This is a genomic window from Enterobacter roggenkampii (assembly GCF_001729805.1).
GTDB classification, from domain to species: domain Bacteria; phylum Pseudomonadota; class Gammaproteobacteria; order Enterobacterales; family Enterobacteriaceae; genus Enterobacter; species Enterobacter roggenkampii.
Map to the genome: position 1 here is coordinate 3,011,188 of NZ_CP017184.1, position 17,307 is coordinate 3,028,494.

Sequence of the window (17,307 nt, forward strand, 5' to 3'; positions counted from 1 at the left end):
CTCGGCGTTACAACGTTTGCAGCAGGCTGGCTAACTGACGGTTAATCACCTGCTGGTTAAAATCGGTTTCAACTTTTTGTCGGGCATTATGGAGCACGGGCTCCAGCGCCTGCTGGTCGATATCGCTGAAGGCAGCTAAGCGATCGGCGAGCGCCATGGCGTTATTCTCCGGCACCAGCCAGCCGGAATGGTCTGACTTAATCAGCTCTGGGATCCCGCTGTGAATGGTCGAGACCACCGGTATCCCGACGGCCATCGCCTCCATCAGCGCCACCGGAATGCCCTCCATATCGCCATCGGCACCCGTTACGGAAGGCAGCAGAAATACATCAGCCTCATCGAGCATGGCCTTGACCTCGTGGCTTGGCTTGAAGCCCGGCATCTCTACAACATCTTCCAGCTGATACTGTTCGATAAGCGTGCGCAGACGACGCTCCCACGGCCCAATCCCGAGAATGCGGTAGTGGAAATCCACCCCGCGCGCTTTCAGCTGGCGGCAGGCTTCAATCGCCACATGCAGACCTTTCTTCTCGGTCAGACGCGCGACGGAGATGATCTGCAGCCGCTTGCCCGGCACCTTCACCGGACGGCGGGTAAAGCGCGTTAAATCCACGCCCATGCGCGAAACGGCAATTTTCTCTCCCGGGCAGCCCATGCTTTTCAGGCGTCCGGCCCACAGTTCACTGATGGGCAGCATCATGTCGCCGCGGCGGAAAAGCTGCTGGTACTCCGGCGTATAATGGTTCAGCACTTCACGGCTGGAGATGTCGATACCGTGGAAAATGGTCGCAATTTTACCGTCAATCACGCCCAGTTCGCGTAGCTTCGCGGCGGTCACGCCTGCCGGGCCAAAGTGGGCGATAAACACGTCAGCACGATACGGCTGCGCCGTTTGCCCGCAGATGGCCGAGAGAATTAAATTGCGTGATTCCGACCCATAGCGGGAAACATTCAGCGCACGCCACGTCGACGCGCGATGGATCCCACGTAAGGTCCGGCTGGCGCGGTGGCGCAGCTTACTCAGCTTCCCGGACGGCTCGTCCTGCAGCCAGCGGGTTTTTGCCTCCAGCCCATACTGGGTATACGCCGCATGGGTGTTTTGGGTATCGCCCTTTTGCAGGGCGATAATCTCCACGTCATATCCCATATCGATAAACGCGGTGATTTGGTTCAGAACAAAGGTCTCAGACGACAGCGGAAATTTCAGTAAGAAGAAACCAACCTTCATTTCCCCTCCCGCACGCGGTCAAGTACCGATTTCACCATCCCAATGCCCTTCTCGCGCTCGGCTTTCACCGCCACCGCCAGACGTTCATTGATCGCAGGCAGTTGGCCGAGCGTGTCGCCCACCATGGCGCCGAGCGATCCGTCCAGCAGATGACGGATATCCACCGCCATTTCCGGCATACCGAGCTGCTGCATAATGCCCGCGGACTTGTGCTCGTAGTTAATGGCAATGGCCGGCGTGCCAAAGTTCATGGAGATAATGGCCGAGTGCAGGCGCGTGCCCACCGTCAGGTCGCAGGCGGAGAGCAGCTTGCCCATCTCCAGGTCGTTCAGCTCGTCCATCACCACGTGATAGCGGGACGGATCGTTCACCAGGTTGCGCAGGTTGAGCGCCACCATGCGGTCATCTTTGTTGTAGCTGTCGATACCGGTACAGGTGGACAGCGCCAGCACCTGGTACCCGCTGTCCAGCACGCGGTTCACCACGTCGGCGAACGCTTGCTCATACGCCGCCTGCGTCGTGCCTAAACGTTTATCGAATGGCGCCAGCTCGCGCAGGGTGATCGCGACGGTTTTCTGTTTCGCCGTAACGTCGAGCCAGTGCTGCACCGCGTAGCTCGGCTGGAAGCTGTCGTCCTGGTGATCCACCAGCCAGGCGGTATCCACGCCGTGCTCAACTTTCGACGTGTCAATCTCGCTGCGCTTCATCATGTCAAGGCTGACCGACTCACGCAGGATCAGGGCATCGCAGTGGCCAAACACATAGTTCGCCAGCTGGTTAAACTGCGGATCCTGGAAAGGCCCGACGCTGTGGCCGATCATAAACAGCGGCTTTTTCGCCATGAACGTACAAAGCGCATGCTCAAACTGCGGCACGCCGTAGAGATCGACGAAGAACGAACCGCCGACCTGAATAATGGCGTCATAGCCGGACAGCAGACGAACAAAGTCGGTAAAGCCCTGCGCGATGGCGATGTTGCGCAGCTTGCCGGTATCGGTCACGCGGGAAAGCAGCACCTGATGCTGGTAGCGACGACGCAGTACTTTCTTCACGCGGCCCATCACGCCCGCGGCGTTGTTATGCTGTTTCATCTGGCTGTAGAGCGGATCGCCCATTACCGGGCGGTTCAGTAACCAGGATGAGCTGACAGGATAACGGCTCATCACGTCCACTTCGGTCTCAGGCTTAAGGGTGTTAATTGCATCCAGTAAACCGCGCAGGATGGCGCTGTCGCCACGGTTGCCGCAGGTATGGTTGCCAAGAATTAATAATTTCATAATGGCCTCTTAAATAACTAGCCTGCGCGAAGCAGCGTTTTCATTTTTTCGTTACGGCAAAACTGGCGCTTCATCTCAACGACCAGCGCATTGCGCGACAGCACAATCATCACGCCAAATGCCAGCGCCCCCGCGGCAACCTGCACCGCCAGCAGCGCGGCCAGCGGCAGATGCCCGCTGAGGATAATGCCCAGGCCGTAGCTCACCGCCAGGGTCGGCAATGAGAGATAGAACGGCAGCCACAGGCTCAGGATGTACTGACGGTAGCTGGAGCCCAGCACCGGTTTAATCATGATGAAGTAGCTCAGGACGGTATTGACGATCTGCACCAGCAGGAAGCCCAGCGTCACGCCAATAGCGCCCGCCATGTGCCCGCCGACGATAATTGCCGGAATAAACAGGAAGGTTTTGAATACGTTGAACTTAAAGCTAATGTCCACGCGCGCTTTTGCCATCAGCAGGGACCCAATCGGGTTTCCCACGGAGCGCAGCAGCCCCACCACGCACAGCAGCTGCAGGATCGGGATGATGCCGTTCCACTTATCGCCAAACACCAGCGGCACGAAGTTGCTGGACACCACCATCAACCCCAGCAGCACCGGGAAGTTGATGATCCCCACTACCGAAAGCAGCTTGTAAAAGTTAATGCGCAGCTTTTCGGTGTCGTCCTGAATCTTGGCAAACGCCGGGAACAGCACGCGGGTGATTATTGGGTTCAGCTTCATCGGCGGCACCACCGCGACGTTGTAGGCCAGGTTGTAGCCCCCCGCCACGCTCGCGCCGAGAATACGTGCCAGCACCAGCGTCGAAAGGTTGGTGTTCACGTAGTTGATAATGCTGTCCGCCGTCAGCCACGCGCCAAAGCGCAGGTTGGACGAGACGGACGCAAGAGAGAAATGCAGTCCCGGGCGGTAAATTTTACGCCCAAAGTAGCCGAACAGCAGCGTGCGCACGGCAGAGTTCACCAGGTAACCGAGGATGGCGGTCATCGCCAGCGGCCAGAAATGGGCGCTCACGACGGTAAAGGTAAAGCCCGCCAGCACGGCGCTGGTCTCGATCATGCCGATCTTATTGAACTCCAGCTCTTTCTGCATCAGCGCGCGGAACTGCTGCCCGTGGGGGATCACCACGAACGCAAACGACAGCGTACGCATCAGCGGGGCGAGATCCGGGTTGTGCAGCACGCTGGCGATGGTATCGCTCAGCAGGAACACCAGCACAAACACGAAAATCCCCAGCCCCACGTTCAGCCAGTAGAGCGTGGTCAGCTCAAGATGGCTGATCTCTTTGCGCTGGATAATCGAGTTGGCGATACCAAAGTCAGACAGCGTATCGGCCAGCGCAATGATCACCAGCGAGACGGTCAGCAGGCCGAACTGGTGATTATCGATAATGCGCGCCAGCACCGTCATCTGCACCAGGCCGAGGCCAATGATGACGATGGTCGCCATCGCTGACCACTTGGCGCCGCTGATGGTTTTTTCACGTAAGCTCATCTTAGTACGCCGCTTTGTTCACGAAACCTTTGAAGATGGTCAGAAAAACAATCTTGATATCGAACCAGAGGCTCCACTCGCGGATGTACTCCAGATCGAACTCGATGCGTTTTTCCATTTTTTCCAGCGTGTCGGTTTCGCCGCGCCAGCCGTTGATTTGCGCCCAGCCGGTGATGCCCGGCTTCACCTTATGGCGCAGCATGTAGCCTTCAATCAGCGAGCGGTACTGCTCGTTGTGCGCCACCGCGTGCGGACGCGGGCCAACAATCGACATCCCGCCGGTAAAGACGTTGATAAACTGCGGCAGCTCGTCCAGCGAGGTGCGGCGCAAGAAGTTCCCCACGCGGGTGACGCGCGGATCGTTCTGCGTGGCCTGGGTCACGACCTTGTCGTTCTCCATCACCTTCATGGAGCGGAATTTCCACACCATAATCGGCTTACCGTCCATGCCGTAGCGGGTCTGACGGAAGATAACCGGTCCTGGCGAGCTCAGCTTCACCGCGAGGGCAATGCAGCACAGCACCGGGGAGATGAGCAGCAAAATCAGCGAAGAGAGCACGATATCTTCCAGACGCTTCAGCACGCGGTTAATACCGGACAGAGGCGTGTCGTACAGCGGTACGACCGGCACCCCGTTCACCTCTTCAATACGGGAGTGAAGAATGTTGAAGGTAAACACATCCGGGATCAGGATCACTGAACAGGTGGTATCAGCCAGCTCGCGCATCAGCTGCTTAATGCGGGATTCGTCTTTCATCTGCATGGCGATGTAGACGTTGTGAATTTTGCCGGCTTTGGCATCGTCAATCAGCTGATCGTAGTTGCCCGCCCAGTCGGCAGGCACGCCGCCAGGCTTTGCGTCGTGATAAATCCCGACCACTTCAAAGCCTAACCACGGCTCTTTGCGGAAGCTGTCGAGCAGCACTTTCCCAACCGGCAGATCGCCTGCCACCGCCACGAAGCGACGGTTATAGCCCCGGTTGCGCAGCCAACCCGCGCCAAAGCGGATCAGGGAACGGCACACCACCATGCCGACGCTGGTCAACAGATACCAGCTCAGATAGGTCACGAGGCGATTATCAAAATCATGGCTAAATGCCACCAGGCCTGCGCTGAAGATCAGACTCAGGGTCCAGTTCTGCAGCAGCAGCATCAGTTCAGTGGTCATTTTGACGCCGCGCCACGAGCGGTAGAAATCGGTCATACCGCCGATCATTTGAAACACGACCAGCGCAATCAGGGCCATCAGCAGATGCATATATAAGAACGGCAGCCCGCTGATCCGACACACCGCCCACAATCCACCGACCATGATGGTGATATCAGAAAAACGCTGCACCATAGAGATTAACGATGCATTCGTTCTCGCTCGTTCGCGTTTTTTTAGATTCGTCATCGTTGTTCCTGTATTCGGTTCCCCCTCCCACCGGGAGGGGCAGTTATTACTGATTCAACAGCGCCAGAATGTCCTTCGTTCGGGCTTCCATGAGCGCGGTGTCAGCGCGGGACTCCACGTTCAGGCGCACCACCGGCTCGGTATTGGACGAGCGCAGGTTAAAGCGCCACTGCGGGAACGCCATGCTGATGCCGTCGGTACGGTCAATTTCCAGCGCGTGGATGGCAAAGTGCTGCTCCACGCGGGCAATCGCCTCGGCAGGCTGCGCCAGCTTGCTGTTGATCTCTCCGCTCGCCGGGAACGCCGCCATACGGTCGCGCACCAGCTCGCCCAGGGTTTTCCCCTTCAGGCACAGCAGTTCAGTCACCAGCAGCCACGGGATCATCCCGCTGTCGCAGTAGGCAAAGTCACGGAAGTAGTGGTGGGCGCTCATCTCGCCGCCGTAGATGGCGTCTTCTTCGCGCATGCGCTCTTTGATGAAGGCGTGACCGGTTTTGGACATCACCGGCGTGCCGCCTGCGGCAGACACCACGTCGACGGTGTTCCAGGAGAGGCGCGGGTCATGAATGATCTTCGCGCCAGGGTTTTTCTCGAGGAACGCTTCCGCCAGCAGGCCTACAATGTAGTAGCCCTCGATGAACTGCCCTTTCTCGTCGAACAGGAAGCAGCGGTCAAAATCGCCGTCAAAGGCGATACCCATGTCCGCGCCGTGTTCAATCACCGCGTTGCGGGTGTCGTCACGGCACTCAGGCAGCAGCGGGTTAGGAATGCCGTTCGGGAAGTTGCCGTCCGGGGTGTTGTGCACTTTGACGAAGGTCACCGGCACGTTCAGTGCTTTAAAGCGCGCTTCAAGGGCATCGACCACCGGGCCAGCCGCGCCGTTGCCGGAGTTAATCACCAGCTTCAACGGCTTCAGGTTTGCCACGTTGATGTAGCCCAGCAGGTGGTCGATGTACTCTTTCTGCAGGTTGATTTTTTTGTAGCTACCGCGCTTCGCCTCGTTCACCGGCGGGAAATCGTTGGCTTCCGCCAGACGCTGCACGTCGCGCAGGCCGGTGTCGCCGCTGATAGGACGGGCGCCCTTGCGCACCAGCTTCATGCCGTTGTAATCCATCGGATTGTGGCTGGCCGTCACTTCAATACCGCCGTCCACGCCCAGGTGGAAGGTGGCAAAGTAAATCTCTTCGGTTCCGGACAGGCCGATGTCCAGCACGTCTACGCCCGCGTCCTGCAGCCCTTTCGCCAGCGCCAGCTTGAGGGATTCACTGGTCAGACGCACGTCGCCGCCCAGCACGATGGTCTGCGGTTTTAAGTATTCGCCGTACGCGCGGCCAATGCGCCACGCAATGTCTTCATTCAGCTCTTCGCCCAGCTTGCCGCGAATATCGTAGGCTTTAAAACAGGTTAATTTATCCATGATGACCCCTTTTTCAGGCAACAGTCGGTCCTGACCACTAAATGGCCAAATTAATTTTTTTGTCATTCGTAGGCCCGGTAAGCGCAGCGCCACCGGGCATGATGCAGAGAGCTACACTCGTCCGTAGCGGTCCTGGAAGCGCACGATATCGTCCTCTTCCAGATACGAGCCGGAGCGCACCTCAATTAAGTCGAGAGGAATTTTCCCCGGGTTCTCCAGACAGTGCGTCGCCCCCAGCGGAATATAGATGGACTCGTTTTCGCCCAGCAGTTTCACTTCACCGTCGATGGTGACTTTGGCGGTACCCGCGACCACCACCCAGTGCTCGGCGCGGTGATGGTGCATCTGCACCGACAGCCCCTCGCCCGGCTTCACGGTGATGCGTTTCACCTGATAGCGGTCACCGGCGTCAATGGAGTCATATTTGCCCCACGGACGGTAGACTTCGCGATGAATATGGTGCTCGTGACGGCCATCCGCCTTGATCTTCTCCACCACTTTTTTAACGTCCTGCACGGCGTTACGGTCGGCAATCAGCACGGCGTCTTTGGTCTGGACCACAACAAGATCTTTTACCCCAACCGTGGTGACCAGGCCGGACTCGGCGTAGACGTAGCTGTTTTCCGTTTTGTGGCTAATGACATCGCCGTGATGGACGTTACCCTCCGGGGTATGGGCGCTGATCTCCCACAGGGAGGACCAGGATCCAACATCGCTCCAGCCCGCATCCATCGGTACCACGACGGCGTCAGCCGTGCGTTCCATCACCGCATAGTCAATGGACTCTTCCGGACAGGCGAGGAAGGCCTCTTCATCCACGCGGATGAAGTCGAGATCCGGATCCACCACCGCCATCGCTTTCTCGCAGGCGCTCAGAATATCCGGCCGATATTTGCGCAGCTCTTCCAGATAGCGTCCGGCGCGGAACAGGAACATCCCGCTGTTCCAGTAATATTCCCCGCTGGCGACATACGCCTGCGCGGTTTCCAGATTCGGTTTTTCAACGAACTGCGCCACGTCAAACGCCACGCTGTCGCCTTCACCCGGCGTCACGTTGCCGCGACGAATGTAGCCGTAGCCGGTTTCCGGCAGATCCGGCACGATGCCGAAGGTCACCAGCTTGCCGCTCTCAGCGTAAGGAATGGCCGCACGCACCGCGTCGCGGAAGGCCTCTTCCTGCTGGATCACGTGGTCTGCCGCCAGGACCAGCATCAGCGGGTCACAGTCCGGGCTGCTGCGTTTTGCCGCCAGCGCCGCCAGGGCGATAGCCGGTGCGGTATTGCGTCCGGCAGGCTCCAGGATGATATTTTCTGTGAGTTTGTTCAGCTGGCGCAGCTGCTCGGCAACAATAAAGCGGTGCTGTTCGTTACAGATCACCACCGGGCTTTCACACTCCACGCCGTGGAGACGGTTTACCGTCGTCTGCAGCATGGTGAGATCCCCTTTCAGGCAGAGGAACTGTTTTGGATAGAGCACGCGGGACAGCGGCCACAACCGGCTACCAGAGCCACCAGCCATCACAACCGGATACAAAGTGGTTTGACTCATGATTTATCCCCGTATATCTGCAATAAATTGGCTCAGCACGTTCTCTTTCTCGAGCGTGCGTTCGGCATATTCACGTGCCACCGTGTTCACTTTTGGCATGGCAAGTGCCTGTTCAATGCCGGTGACCAGCGCCGGAACCGATTCCGGCTCTACGCACACCGCAATCCCCGGATAGCTGTCACACAGCTGGCCTAATTCAGTTTCGGCTTCGGCCGTAATCACTGCGTTACCGCCCACGGCCAGAATGTTGGTCAGCTTGGACGGCAGCACCGCGTCCGCCGCACCGCGCTTTTGCACCACCAGATGGCAGTCGCCCATCTTCAGCAGCGCAGGCAATGCCTCGTAAGACTGAAGCGGGAAGAATTTCACGTTGGTCAGGCCGCGAACGCTTACCATTTTTTCCAGCCGCGCTTTTCCACCGCCCTGCCCGACAATCACAAACATCCATGGATGTTCGTTCAGCAGTTGAGCCGCCTCGATCACGCTCTCCAGCCCCTGCTTTTCGCCGATATTGCCTGAGTAAAGAATGATTTTTTGATCTTCAGGCAAACCGAGCTGCCCGCGCAGCGCCTGAGCGTCTTGCTCAGTCACGTCGCGAAAACGCGCCACTTCGGACCAGTTCGGGAAGAAGATCACCTTCTCCGCCGGGACACCTTTCTCCTGCGCTTTGTTCATCATGGAGCGCGAGATCGTTGAGACGTAGTCCACGTTGTGTAAGCCACTGCGCTCAAACGCGCTGGCGAGCTTCGCCACCTTGCCGCCTTTGCTTTTGCCTGCCATCCCCAGGCCCAGCATGGCGTCCACTTCATAATCCTGAATGTGCAGCAGGGTGCGCGCGCCGGAGAGTTTGCCCAGCAGGCGCATGCCCGGCGTGCAAAACAGCGTCGGCACCACGCCGATAATGCGATCCGGCTTCCAGCGACGCTGCGCCATCAGCGGGAAGAAGCTGCTCAGGGCAAAGCTGCCGAGATGAATCAAGCGCTTCAGCGTCGAGGGCTGCTTAGGCACATACAGCGGGCAGCGCCAGACGGTTGCTGCACCCTCTTCGCGACGGTAGCGCCAGCTGGAGTAGCGCTCCCCTACTTTCCACTCCGGGTAGTACGGCGGCGCGGTAATGACCCGCACGTCATGTCCCTGGCTCGCCATCCACTCGACCATCTCGCCGGTGTATTTTCCGATGCCGGTTAATTCCGGCGAGTAGTTGATTCCGTATACGAGGATCTTCATAAGCCCGGCACCCCGGACTGACGTTCAGCGAGGAAATAGGCACGGCTGTTGTCATGCACATTGTCGCTCGCCAGCAGCGCCTCTGGCGTCTGCCAGCGGTAGTCGTCATGCTGAGAATCAGGCAGACGCAGGTCTGCCTCACTCACCTTCAGGCGGAACCCCAGCACGATGTAGTGCGTGGAGAACCCGGTACCCGAAAAGTTATCGTCATAGAAGTGCTGCCAGACCCCGTAAAACCGGCCCGCTGCCATCGGCAACTGCAGGCCCAGTTCCGCCAGAGTGAGACGCTCAAACGCATCGGTCAGCGTCTCATCCTTTTGCACGCGCCCGCCGGGCACGAACCAGAAGCCCTGTGCAGGACGGTTGGTTCGTTTCCCCAGCAAGAACTCGCCGCGTTCGTTCTCCACGATCAAATCAATTGAGATGAGCGGAGTGGAACGCACTACCGTGGCAAAATCTTCCTGACTTAAAAACATCGTTACCCCCGGAAGCGGTGCTGGTTTTCCAGGAACCACTGATAGGTGCTGGCCAGCCCCTGCTCCAGTGACACCTCGTGATACCAGCCCAGCTGATGCAGACGGGTCACGTCCAGCAGTTTGCGCGGCGTGCCGTCCGGTTTCGTGGCGTCAAACACCACGCGGCCTTTGTAGCCCACCACCTGCGCGATGGTCTGCGCCAGCTCGCGAATGGTGCAGTCCACGCCGGTGCCCACGTTGATGTGCGACAGCATCGGCTCGGTGTTCTCCTGCCACACCTCGCGATCCAGCTCCATCACGTGAATGCTGGCCGCAGCCATGTCGTCCACGTGCAGGAATTCGCGCATCGGCGTACCGCTGCCCCACACCACCACATCCGGCGCGTTCTCCGCGGTCGCCTCGTGGAAGCGGCGCAGCAGCGCCGGGATCACGTGCGAATTGCTCGGGTGGAAGTTGTCGTGCGGTCCGTACAGGTTGGTCGGCATCACCGAGCGATAGTCGCGGTTGTACTGACGGTTGTAGGACTCGCACAGCTTGATCCCGGCAATTTTGGCAATCGCGTACGGCTCGTTGGTGGCTTCAAGCGTGCCCTGCAGCAGCTCGCTTTCAGCGATCGGCTGTTTTGCCATTTTCGGGTAAATACAGGATGAGCCGAGGAACAGCAGCTTGTTCACGTTGTGCAGATGCGCCGCGTGAATGATGTTGCTCTCAATCATCATGTTTTCGTAGATGAAATCCGCCGGGTAGGTGTTGTTGGCTACAATGCCGCCCACCTTCGCCGCCGCCAGATACACCTGGTCAATACGTTCGTTCGCAAAGAAGTCCTGTACAGCACGGCTGTCGAGCAGGTTCAGCTCGTCGCGCGTGCGGACAACCACTTCGACGTCACCGCGCTGTTCGAGCTGGCGAACAATCGCGGAACCCACCATTCCGCGATGACCGGCGACAAAAATACGTTGTTTTGTCATTCTCAGGACTCCAGCGCGATGGCAACCTCGTAGCCATGAGATTTGAGCAGAGAGTGTTTTTTCGCTGCTTCAAGATCTTTGGCTACCATCTCGGAAACCATCTCCTGCAGAGTGGTTTCTGGTTTCCAGCCCAGCTTCTCGTGCGCTTTGGTTGGGTCACCCAGCAGAGTTTCCACTTCAGCAGGACGGAAGTAGCGTGGGTCAACCTGCACAATCACGTCGCCTGGCTTCACGCCCGGTGCGTCATGGCCGGTCACGGAAACCACGATGCCCTTCTCTTCCACGCCGGTGCCTTCGAAGCGCAGCTTGATGCCCAATTGAGCGGCAGCCATTTCAACGAACTGACGAACGGAGTACTGCACGCCGGTCGCAATCACGAAGTCTTCTGGCTGTTCCTGCTGCAGCATCATCCACTGCATTTTCACGTAGTCTTTGGCATGGCCCCAGTCACGCAGGGAATCCATGTTGCCAAGGTGCAGGCACGATTCCAGACCCTGCGCAATGTTGGCGATCGCGCGGGTGATTTTACGGGTCACGAAGGTTTCGCCGCGACGTGGAGATTCGTGGTTGAACAGAATGCCGTTACAGGCGTACATGCCGTAGGATTCACGGTAGTTCACGGTGATCCAGTAGGCGTACAGTTTCGCTACCGCATACGGAGAACGTGGGTAGAACGGCGTGGTCTCTTTCTGTGGGATTTCCTGCACCAGGCCGTACAGCTCAGAGGTGGATGCCTGGTAGAAACGGGTTTTCTTCTCAAGACCCAGGAAGCGGATCGCTTCCAGCAGACGCAGGGTACCCATGGCGTCCACGTCAGCGGTGTATTCCGGAGACTCGAAGGAGACCGCAACGTGGCTCATCGCGCCCAGGTTGTACACTTCATCCGGCTGCACTTCCTGCAGGATACGGGTCAGGTTGGAGGTATCGGTCAGGTCGCCGTAGTGCAGGTGGAATTTCGGGTTCGCCGCGTGAGGATCCTGATAAATATGATCGACACGTTCGGTGTTAAATGAAGACGCACGACGTTTAATACCGTGTACTTCATAACCTTTTTCCAGCAGTAACTCTGCCAGGTAAGAACCATCCTGCCCGGTAACGCCGGTGATGAGAGCGACTTTAGACATGTTTATATTCCTCTACTTATGAATTTAATCAGTTTCAACGCGTTCGCGTATCACCACTGCGGGGTTGCCACGACAAATTTTATTTGCCGGTAGCGATTTAAAAACGCTGCTGCGGGCACCGACTACCGTGCCATCGCCAACAGAAACACCCGGTGCAACAAAAACATCCGTTGCCAGCCAGCATTTTTCACCGATCACAATAGGCGAAGCGGTAATATCAAAATGCTGACTCATAAAGTCGTGGCTGCCGGTGCACAAATAACATTTCTGTGAAACCACCGAATTCGCGCCAATCGTAATCTCGCCCAGGGTATATAACACCGCGTCATCCCCTACCCAGGCGTAATCCCCAAGCGTTAATTTCCAGGGATAGGTAATTTTCACCGAAGGACGAATGACTACGTTTTTTCCTATTTTCGCGCCAAACAGACGCAATAAAAATGCTCGCCAGCGGTACAGTATTTGCGGTGACCAGGCAAATAGGGTGGCCTGAACCGCCCACCAAAGCTGCACTTTAATACCGCCCGCCCCCCGAAAACCTTTCGGTACGGAGAAACCGTTCAGATCCTGCATTACGTTTCCTTATATTCAGGCTTTGTTATATAAGGCTTTCGTTTTACTCGTGGTACGCACGCGTAAAAAATAAGATAATTCCGCCCAGAATCCCGGCACGCGTAATATTTTACGCTGCACGTTTTTGGCATCCTGGCACAACTCCAGATTATTCGAGGTTGACACACCACCCATTGAAAACTCAGATACCAGCCCTTTAATTCGGCGGAACGGGTAACCTGATTTATACAGACTGGCGGCCAGTGCATAATCGGATGACACTTTATACTGCAAATCGTAAGGCTGTTTTTTCAGACCTTTTACCGGGAAGAAAATGGCCTGATGGCTGGCCGGTAAGCTGTGGTAGATATACCAGCCCGGCTTCGCGCTGCGGCACACTTTATGTCCGTCGCCAAAATCAAGCAGCGCATCGCCAATATACATGGCGTCCTCTTTCTGGCGCGCCAGCTGGCGGGCAAACAGCGCCACGTCGTCATGGAAGATATCACCCGAATTCAGGAAGATGGCATAACGGCCTTGCGCCATGTTAATGCCTTTGTTCATTGCATCGTAGATGCCTTTATCTTTCTCGCTGATGTAGCGTAAGTTGAACTCACCGTTGAGTTTTTCCAGAAACTCTGCCGTGCCATCGTTCGAGCCGCCGTCGACCACAATCCACTCAAAGGTGAGGCTTGGATCGCGCGCCAGGTTGCGCAGCGAGCGCCAGGTTTTTACCACCCCTTCGTAATTACGAAAAGCGACAGTAATGACGCTAAGAAACATAAATCACCTCATTTCGTCATACGTGCGTAATATTAAGCGCTTTGCGCAGAATAAACGGACAGACAATCAAGAAAGCATATTCCGGGCTAAATATTGACCCGGTAAAAAACAGCGACACCGGCGTAAACAGATAAAGTTGCACGCGAAAGTTCTGGTTATCACCAAACGCGTTAATCATCATTTTGAAAACTTTAAACAGATACCACAGCGTCAACAGTACGGCGAACCACGAAAAATAAATAATTAACAGATACAGACCATTGTCTATGGTTTTACCGACATCCGCACCGTTAAATATTCCGAATGATGCAACATATTCGTAAAGTGAGCCGAATCTTACTACACCATCAATATGGGTTAAGGAATAACCCACCATCACCAGTGGTCCAATGATGCGATAATAGGACGAGGACCCTTCCGTTCCCAAATCACCCAGACGTTCTGAGATGTAGGGGAAAGCAAATATCACGCCCACCATAAATACCGTCAGGGAGATAATCGCCAGCGGCAGTTTTTTCTTAATCGCATCTTTGTTCAGGTACTGAAACGCCCATTCCAGCAGGTAAAACAGGATAAATGTCATTACCCCTGAGAACGATCCAGACAGAACGATTCCTGCAAGAATCATAGCATCGGTCTTAGGCGTTTTGATACCAAACTGTTTGATGCTGAGCCAAATTGAGATTAACGCCAAAGCGAAAAACGCCGGTTCAAAATAGAGGGCCGTGGTACGCTTCCCGCCGAACTTGATGAAGTTCAATACATAGCTGTTGCTGTAAATGAGATATTTCGAAATTATCTCCATCAGGCTGCTGCCGCCGGTAAGAATAATTTGCGCCATCTCCATAGCAGCAAGCATAACAATTAACGCAACGGCAATATAAAAGAACCTGAGGATTTTCCGATAATTGTGCGGAGAAATCGTTTTAAAGCGAATACTCCAGACCATTCCGATAATAATGACAATATAAACAAACAGCATGGTCGAGGTGACGTATTTACTGGCATCCAGCGACTGGCCGAAGATATAGTTAAACAGCGTCAGGCCCGTACCCAACCCTAAGGCAATCATCAGCTTCTTCAGGTTGATTTTATCGACATACAGCAGAAGCAGAACGGGCAAGAAGGTGACGATGGTTATCGGGAAGCTTTCGCCGAGCTGGGCAATCTTAACGTTGACCAGCAGGTAAATCAGCGGCAGCAGCAGATAACTACAGATTCTGATAGAACGAGACATACTCCTCCAGCATCTGTTGTCCACTGTAGGCCTTGCGGCTGCGGTTGCGGAACGATTCCAGGTCGGTGCCAAAAACGGCCTGAGCGATCTGCGCCTTCGGCAATTGCACCAGCGGCAGAACCTCCGGCTCCGCAAAAGTTTTCCCGCCGGATTTTTCCAGCACCTCACGTGCCGCATCGCTGTGGGTGGCAATCACCGGCACGCCGATGGAGAGCGCTTCACAGAGGATCAGCGGGTAGTTATCCACGCGGGAGCTGAACACCAGCGCATCCATTTCATTCAGCGCGCTCATCAGCTTGCGCTTATCGGTTTCAAACCCGTGGTTCACCACGTTAGTCCCTTCAAACGGTGAAAATTTGCCGAAGGTGTGAAGTTCAATTTTGTCACCCAGCGCCATCATGTCGCGCACCAGCTGCTGGTTGGTTTTCCCGTCGTAACGCAGGTCATGCGCAACGATAGCGATTTTCGGTTTGCCCGTGGTTTGCGCCACCGGCGTCAGGTCGGCGAGAATGGCTTCCGTCGCCACGTCGATACCGTTGTTAATAATCTGGCAGCGCCCTGCCCCGTACAGACTGTTGAAGGCATCGGCCACGTGCTGGCTCGGGGAGATAAACGTACAGCCGAGCGAGAGCATGTCGCGGAAAAGCTGGCGCTTTCCGGCCACCAGCTTGTGCGCGCGATCCACCTTCACCGGCGGATAGTTGCTCAGCGTCGGGCATTTCTGGCAGTTGTTTTTCCAGCCTTCGCAGCCGTCGGTAAACGCGCAACGGCCGGTTACGCTCCAGTGATCGTGCAGCGTCCAGACGAAGCGGGTGTCGGGCTTGTGGGCCTGCACCTTCTGACAAAACGCCACCACCTCTTCCAGATTCAGCCAGTAGCTGTGGAGCACGTGAAAATGCAGCACAACCGGGCCGGTAGTGCGGGTCACCGTGCGATAAAGCGTATTCAGGTTGCCAAACAGATCGCGGTTAAACAAACGGAACAATGCGATATTGGCAATCGAGGTCAGACGCGGCGTGTGCTTATGCACCTGCGGGAAGTTATCGTGACTGACGCTTTTCTTGCCGCCCTTGCCATAGCCATAAATAAAACGAGACTGAAGTCCTTTTTGCAGCGCGCGCTGGTGCAGATCCAGCGCCACCCCTGCCGCTCCGCCTTCTGCGAGGCGTACGTTAAATTGCAGAATATTCATTTAATCACCTTCACGCGGGCTTTTTCTCCCACCACCAGCGCGTTATCCGGAATGGTGTCCAGCACCACGCTGCCCGCACCAATCGTGACGTTGTTACCAATCGTAATGTCGCCAATGATCACCACGTTCGCGCCCAGCTCGACGTTATTGCCAATGACCGGGCAGGCCAGGCTGTCTGGCCCACGGTTGCCAATGGTCACCCCATGGCGGATGGTGAAATCATCCCCGGCGACCACGAACTTGTTGATCACCACCGCATAGCCGTGATGGATGGTAAAGCGACGGCCAATGGTGGCAGCGGCCTGAATTTCATAGCCAAAAAAGCATTCGGTAATGATGCGGTACAGCACCAGCACGGGGGCCGCCCAGATGTTGTTCAGGATATTTTTCTTACGCCACACCGAGCAAAAATGCGCGATGCGGTACGCCAGAACCATGCAGCAAGGACGCAGGCTCCAGCTGTTAGCGCGGCAATCTTCCAGAAACATTATTTCCCCCGAAGTCCATCAGCCAGGCGCTTGCCGTTACGTATGGACAACAGCGTCATCAGCGTGCGCCAGTTCATGCGCTTATTGCGGATCTGATAGAGGGTAAAGAGCTGATATTTACGGCTGGCACGGTCAAACTTGTCCTTGTGCTTGCGGTAAAAATGGAAGTAGCCCGAGAACTTCTTCGGCGACGAGGTGATCTGCATCTCCCCGTGGTTGATGTGCAGGATCTGCGTGGCCTCTTCCACTTTCCACGGCTCGCCATACTCCACCACCATCCGCAGGAAGATGTCGTAATCCTGCGCGGCCTTCAGTTCGGTATCGAACAGGCACTCCTTGAAGCGCCACGCCCAGGTGAAGACCTGGTTACCAATGATGTTGCGCTTGTAGAACAGGCGTCGAGAGTACGGTGATTTCGGATAGAGCGGCAGGCTGGCAGGCTGCGAGTACACCTCGCCCTGACAGACATAGTCGTTGGCATACAGGAACGCGTGCGTGACCAGCTGCTCTTTATGCGACAGGAAAATAGACAGGCGGTTCGGCGTCCATTCGTCATCGTCGTCGATGCCGGTCAGATACTGCCCTTTGGCCTGCATAATCGCCTGATTTCGTACAGCGCAGGCGCCGGAGTTAATCTCGTTGTGGGTATAGACCACCCGCGGGTCGTTGAGGTCAGTCACGAATTTTTGCAGCTGTTCATACGAGGAAGAGCAGTCATCAACGATGATCAGCTCCCAGTTATCGTAATCCTGACGTAACACCGACTTGATTGCGCGGATCGCCAGCTGCTGACGATTCCATGTCGGCATATAGATTGAAACTAAAGGGCGTTGTGTGGTCATGATCTTCCCCTGATCCCTCACCCCGCCCCTCCCCCCTCGGGAGAGGGTTAGGGTGA

General features: G+C 56.2%; 16 protein-coding genes. All 16 read right to left on the bottom strand.

From position 1 onward, the window contains the following. Positions 1 to 7 precede the first annotated feature (7 nt). The 16 genes from wcaL to wcaA all read right to left on the bottom strand — a co-directional run bounded on the left by wcaL (position 8) and on the right by wcaA (position 17,251). On the bottom strand, positions 8 to 1,228 hold the full coding sequence (gene wcaL / locus BFV67_RS14185) for a colanic acid biosynthesis glycosyltransferase WcaL (protein WP_069598524.1): 1,221 nt from the start codon (positions 1,226 to 1,228) through the stop codon (positions 8 to 10). Next, positions 1,225 to 2,505, bottom strand: coding sequence for a colanic acid biosynthesis pyruvyl transferase WcaK (gene wcaK, locus BFV67_RS14190; protein WP_021241452.1), 1,281 nt, complete (start codon positions 2,503 to 2,505; stop codon positions 1,225 to 1,227). Before wcaK ends, wcaL begins: the two co-directional genes overlap by 4 nt. Positions 2,506 to 2,522: 17 nt before the next feature. Next, the gene (wzxC, locus tag BFV67_RS14195; RefSeq protein ID WP_069598525.1) at positions 2,523 to 4,001 is read right to left on the bottom strand and encodes a colanic acid undecaprenyl disphosphate flippase WzxC; all 1,479 of its coding nucleotides are present in this window, start codon (positions 3,999 to 4,001) and stop codon (positions 2,523 to 2,525) included. Position 4,002: 1 nt separating this feature from the next. Beyond that, positions 4,003 to 5,397: an undecaprenyl-phosphate glucose phosphotransferase gene (gene wcaJ / locus BFV67_RS14200; RefSeq protein WP_008499429.1), complete on the bottom strand. Its 1,395-nt coding sequence runs from the start codon at positions 5,395 to 5,397 to the stop codon at positions 4,003 to 4,005. A 46-nt stretch (positions 5,398 to 5,443) separates the two neighbouring features. Beyond that, positions 5,444 to 6,814: a colanic acid biosynthesis phosphomannomutase CpsG gene (gene cpsG, locus BFV67_RS14205; RefSeq protein ID WP_032622651.1), complete on the bottom strand. Its 1,371-nt coding sequence runs from the start codon at positions 6,812 to 6,814 to the stop codon at positions 5,444 to 5,446. A 111-nt stretch (positions 6,815 to 6,925) separates the two neighbouring features. Continuing rightward, positions 6,926 to 8,362 carry a mannose-1-phosphate guanyltransferase gene (gene cpsB / locus BFV67_RS14210; RefSeq protein ID WP_021241455.1) on the bottom strand — a complete coding sequence of 479 codons (1,437 nt, stop codon included), beginning with the start codon at positions 8,360 to 8,362 and terminating at the stop codon, positions 6,926 to 6,928. 3 nt (positions 8,363 to 8,365) lie between these two features. Next, complete coding sequence (gene wcaI / locus BFV67_RS14215; RefSeq protein WP_008499426.1) at positions 8,366 to 9,589, bottom strand: colanic acid biosynthesis fucosyltransferase WcaI; 1,224 nt, start codon at positions 9,587 to 9,589, stop codon at positions 8,366 to 8,368. Continuing rightward, positions 9,586 to 10,065, bottom strand: coding sequence for a GDP-mannose mannosyl hydrolase (locus tag BFV67_RS14220; protein ID WP_045337044.1), 480 nt, complete (start codon positions 10,063 to 10,065; stop codon positions 9,586 to 9,588). Before BFV67_RS14220 ends, wcaI begins: the two co-directional genes overlap by 4 nt. Positions 10,066 to 10,067: 2 nt before the next feature. Next, complete coding sequence (gene fcl / locus BFV67_RS14225) at positions 10,068 to 11,033, bottom strand: GDP-L-fucose synthase (protein WP_013097874.1); 966 nt, start codon at positions 11,031 to 11,033, stop codon at positions 10,068 to 10,070. Positions 11,034 to 11,035: 2 nt separating this feature from the next. After that, positions 11,036 to 12,157 (bottom strand): GDP-mannose 4,6-dehydratase, encoded by a 1,122-nt coding sequence (gmd, locus tag BFV67_RS14230; RefSeq protein ID WP_003863514.1) that lies wholly within the window; start codon positions 12,155 to 12,157, stop codon positions 11,036 to 11,038. A gap of 24 nt (positions 12,158 to 12,181) precedes the next feature. Next, entirely contained in the window at positions 12,182 to 12,730 is a 549-nt protein-coding gene (gene wcaF, locus BFV67_RS14235; protein WP_008499422.1) for a colanic acid biosynthesis acetyltransferase WcaF, read from the bottom strand. Between the two features lie 15 nt (positions 12,731 to 12,745). After that, complete coding sequence (gene wcaE / locus BFV67_RS14240; protein WP_008499420.1) at positions 12,746 to 13,492, bottom strand: colanic acid biosynthesis glycosyltransferase WcaE; 747 nt, start codon at positions 13,490 to 13,492, stop codon at positions 12,746 to 12,748. Positions 13,493 to 13,508: 16 nt separating this feature from the next. Then, entirely contained in the window at positions 13,509 to 14,729 is a 1,221-nt protein-coding gene (gene wcaD, locus BFV67_RS14245) for a colanic acid polymerase WcaD (protein WP_008499419.1), read from the bottom strand. Further along, positions 14,704 to 15,921, bottom strand: coding sequence for a colanic acid biosynthesis glycosyltransferase WcaC (gene wcaC, locus BFV67_RS14250; protein WP_039025008.1), 1,218 nt, complete (start codon positions 15,919 to 15,921; stop codon positions 14,704 to 14,706). The genes wcaD and wcaC overlap by 26 nt, the downstream gene beginning before the upstream one ends. Then, entirely contained in the window at positions 15,918 to 16,409 is a 492-nt protein-coding gene (wcaB, locus tag BFV67_RS14255; protein WP_008499417.1) for a colanic acid biosynthesis acetyltransferase WcaB, read from the bottom strand. The genes wcaC and wcaB overlap by 4 nt, the downstream gene beginning before the upstream one ends. After that, positions 16,409 to 17,251: a colanic acid biosynthesis glycosyltransferase WcaA gene (wcaA, locus tag BFV67_RS14260; RefSeq protein WP_069598526.1), complete on the bottom strand. Its 843-nt coding sequence runs from the start codon at positions 17,249 to 17,251 to the stop codon at positions 16,409 to 16,411. Before wcaA ends, wcaB begins: the two co-directional genes overlap by 1 nt. Positions 17,252 to 17,307: the final 56 nt, after the last annotated feature.

Bases quoted from the DNA above. Each gene is read 5' to 3' on its own strand.
- wcaL (WP_069598524.1), bottom strand. From the start codon at position 1,228: ATGAAGGTTGGTTTCTTCTTACTGAAATTTCCGCTGTCGTCTGAGACC.
- wcaK (WP_021241452.1), bottom strand. From the start codon at position 2,505: ATGAAATTATTAATTCTTGGCAACCATACCTGCGGCAACCGTGGCGAC.
- wzxC (WP_069598525.1), bottom strand. From the start codon at position 4,001: ATGAGCTTACGTGAAAAAACCATCAGCGGCGCCAAGTGGTCAGCGATG.
- wcaJ (WP_008499429.1), bottom strand. From the start codon at position 5,397: ATGACGAATCTAAAAAAACGCGAACGAGCGAGAACGAATGCATCGTTA.
- cpsG (WP_032622651.1), bottom strand. From the start codon at position 6,814: ATGGATAAATTAACCTGTTTTAAAGCCTACGATATTCGCGGCAAGCTG.
- cpsB (WP_021241455.1), bottom strand. From the start codon at position 8,362: ATGAGTCAAACCACTTTGTATCCGGTTGTGATGGCTGGTGGCTCTGGT.
- wcaI (WP_008499426.1), bottom strand. From the start codon at position 9,589: ATGAAGATCCTCGTATACGGAATCAACTACTCGCCGGAATTAACCGGC.
- BFV67_RS14220 (WP_045337044.1), bottom strand. From the start codon at position 10,065: ATGTTTTTAAGTCAGGAAGATTTTGCCACGGTAGTGCGTTCCACTCCG.
- fcl (WP_013097874.1), bottom strand. From the start codon at position 11,033: ATGACAAAACAACGTATTTTTGTCGCCGGTCATCGCGGAATGGTGGGT.
- gmd (WP_003863514.1), bottom strand. From the start codon at position 12,157: ATGTCTAAAGTCGCTCTCATCACCGGCGTTACCGGGCAGGATGGTTCT.
- wcaF (WP_008499422.1), bottom strand. From the start codon at position 12,730: ATGCAGGATCTGAACGGTTTCTCCGTACCGAAAGGTTTTCGGGGGGCG.
- wcaE (WP_008499420.1), bottom strand. From the start codon at position 13,492: ATGTTTCTTAGCGTCATTACTGTCGCTTTTCGTAATTACGAAGGGGTG.
- wcaD (WP_008499419.1), bottom strand. From the start codon at position 14,729: ATGTCTCGTTCTATCAGAATCTGTAGTTATCTGCTGCTGCCGCTGATT.
- wcaC (WP_039025008.1), bottom strand. From the start codon at position 15,921: ATGAATATTCTGCAATTTAACGTACGCCTCGCAGAAGGCGGAGCGGCA.
- wcaB (WP_008499417.1), bottom strand. From the start codon at position 16,409: ATGTTTCTGGAAGATTGCCGCGCTAACAGCTGGAGCCTGCGTCCTTGC.
- wcaA (WP_069598526.1), bottom strand. From the start codon at position 17,251: ATGACCACACAACGCCCTTTAGTTTCAATCTATATGCCGACATGGAAT.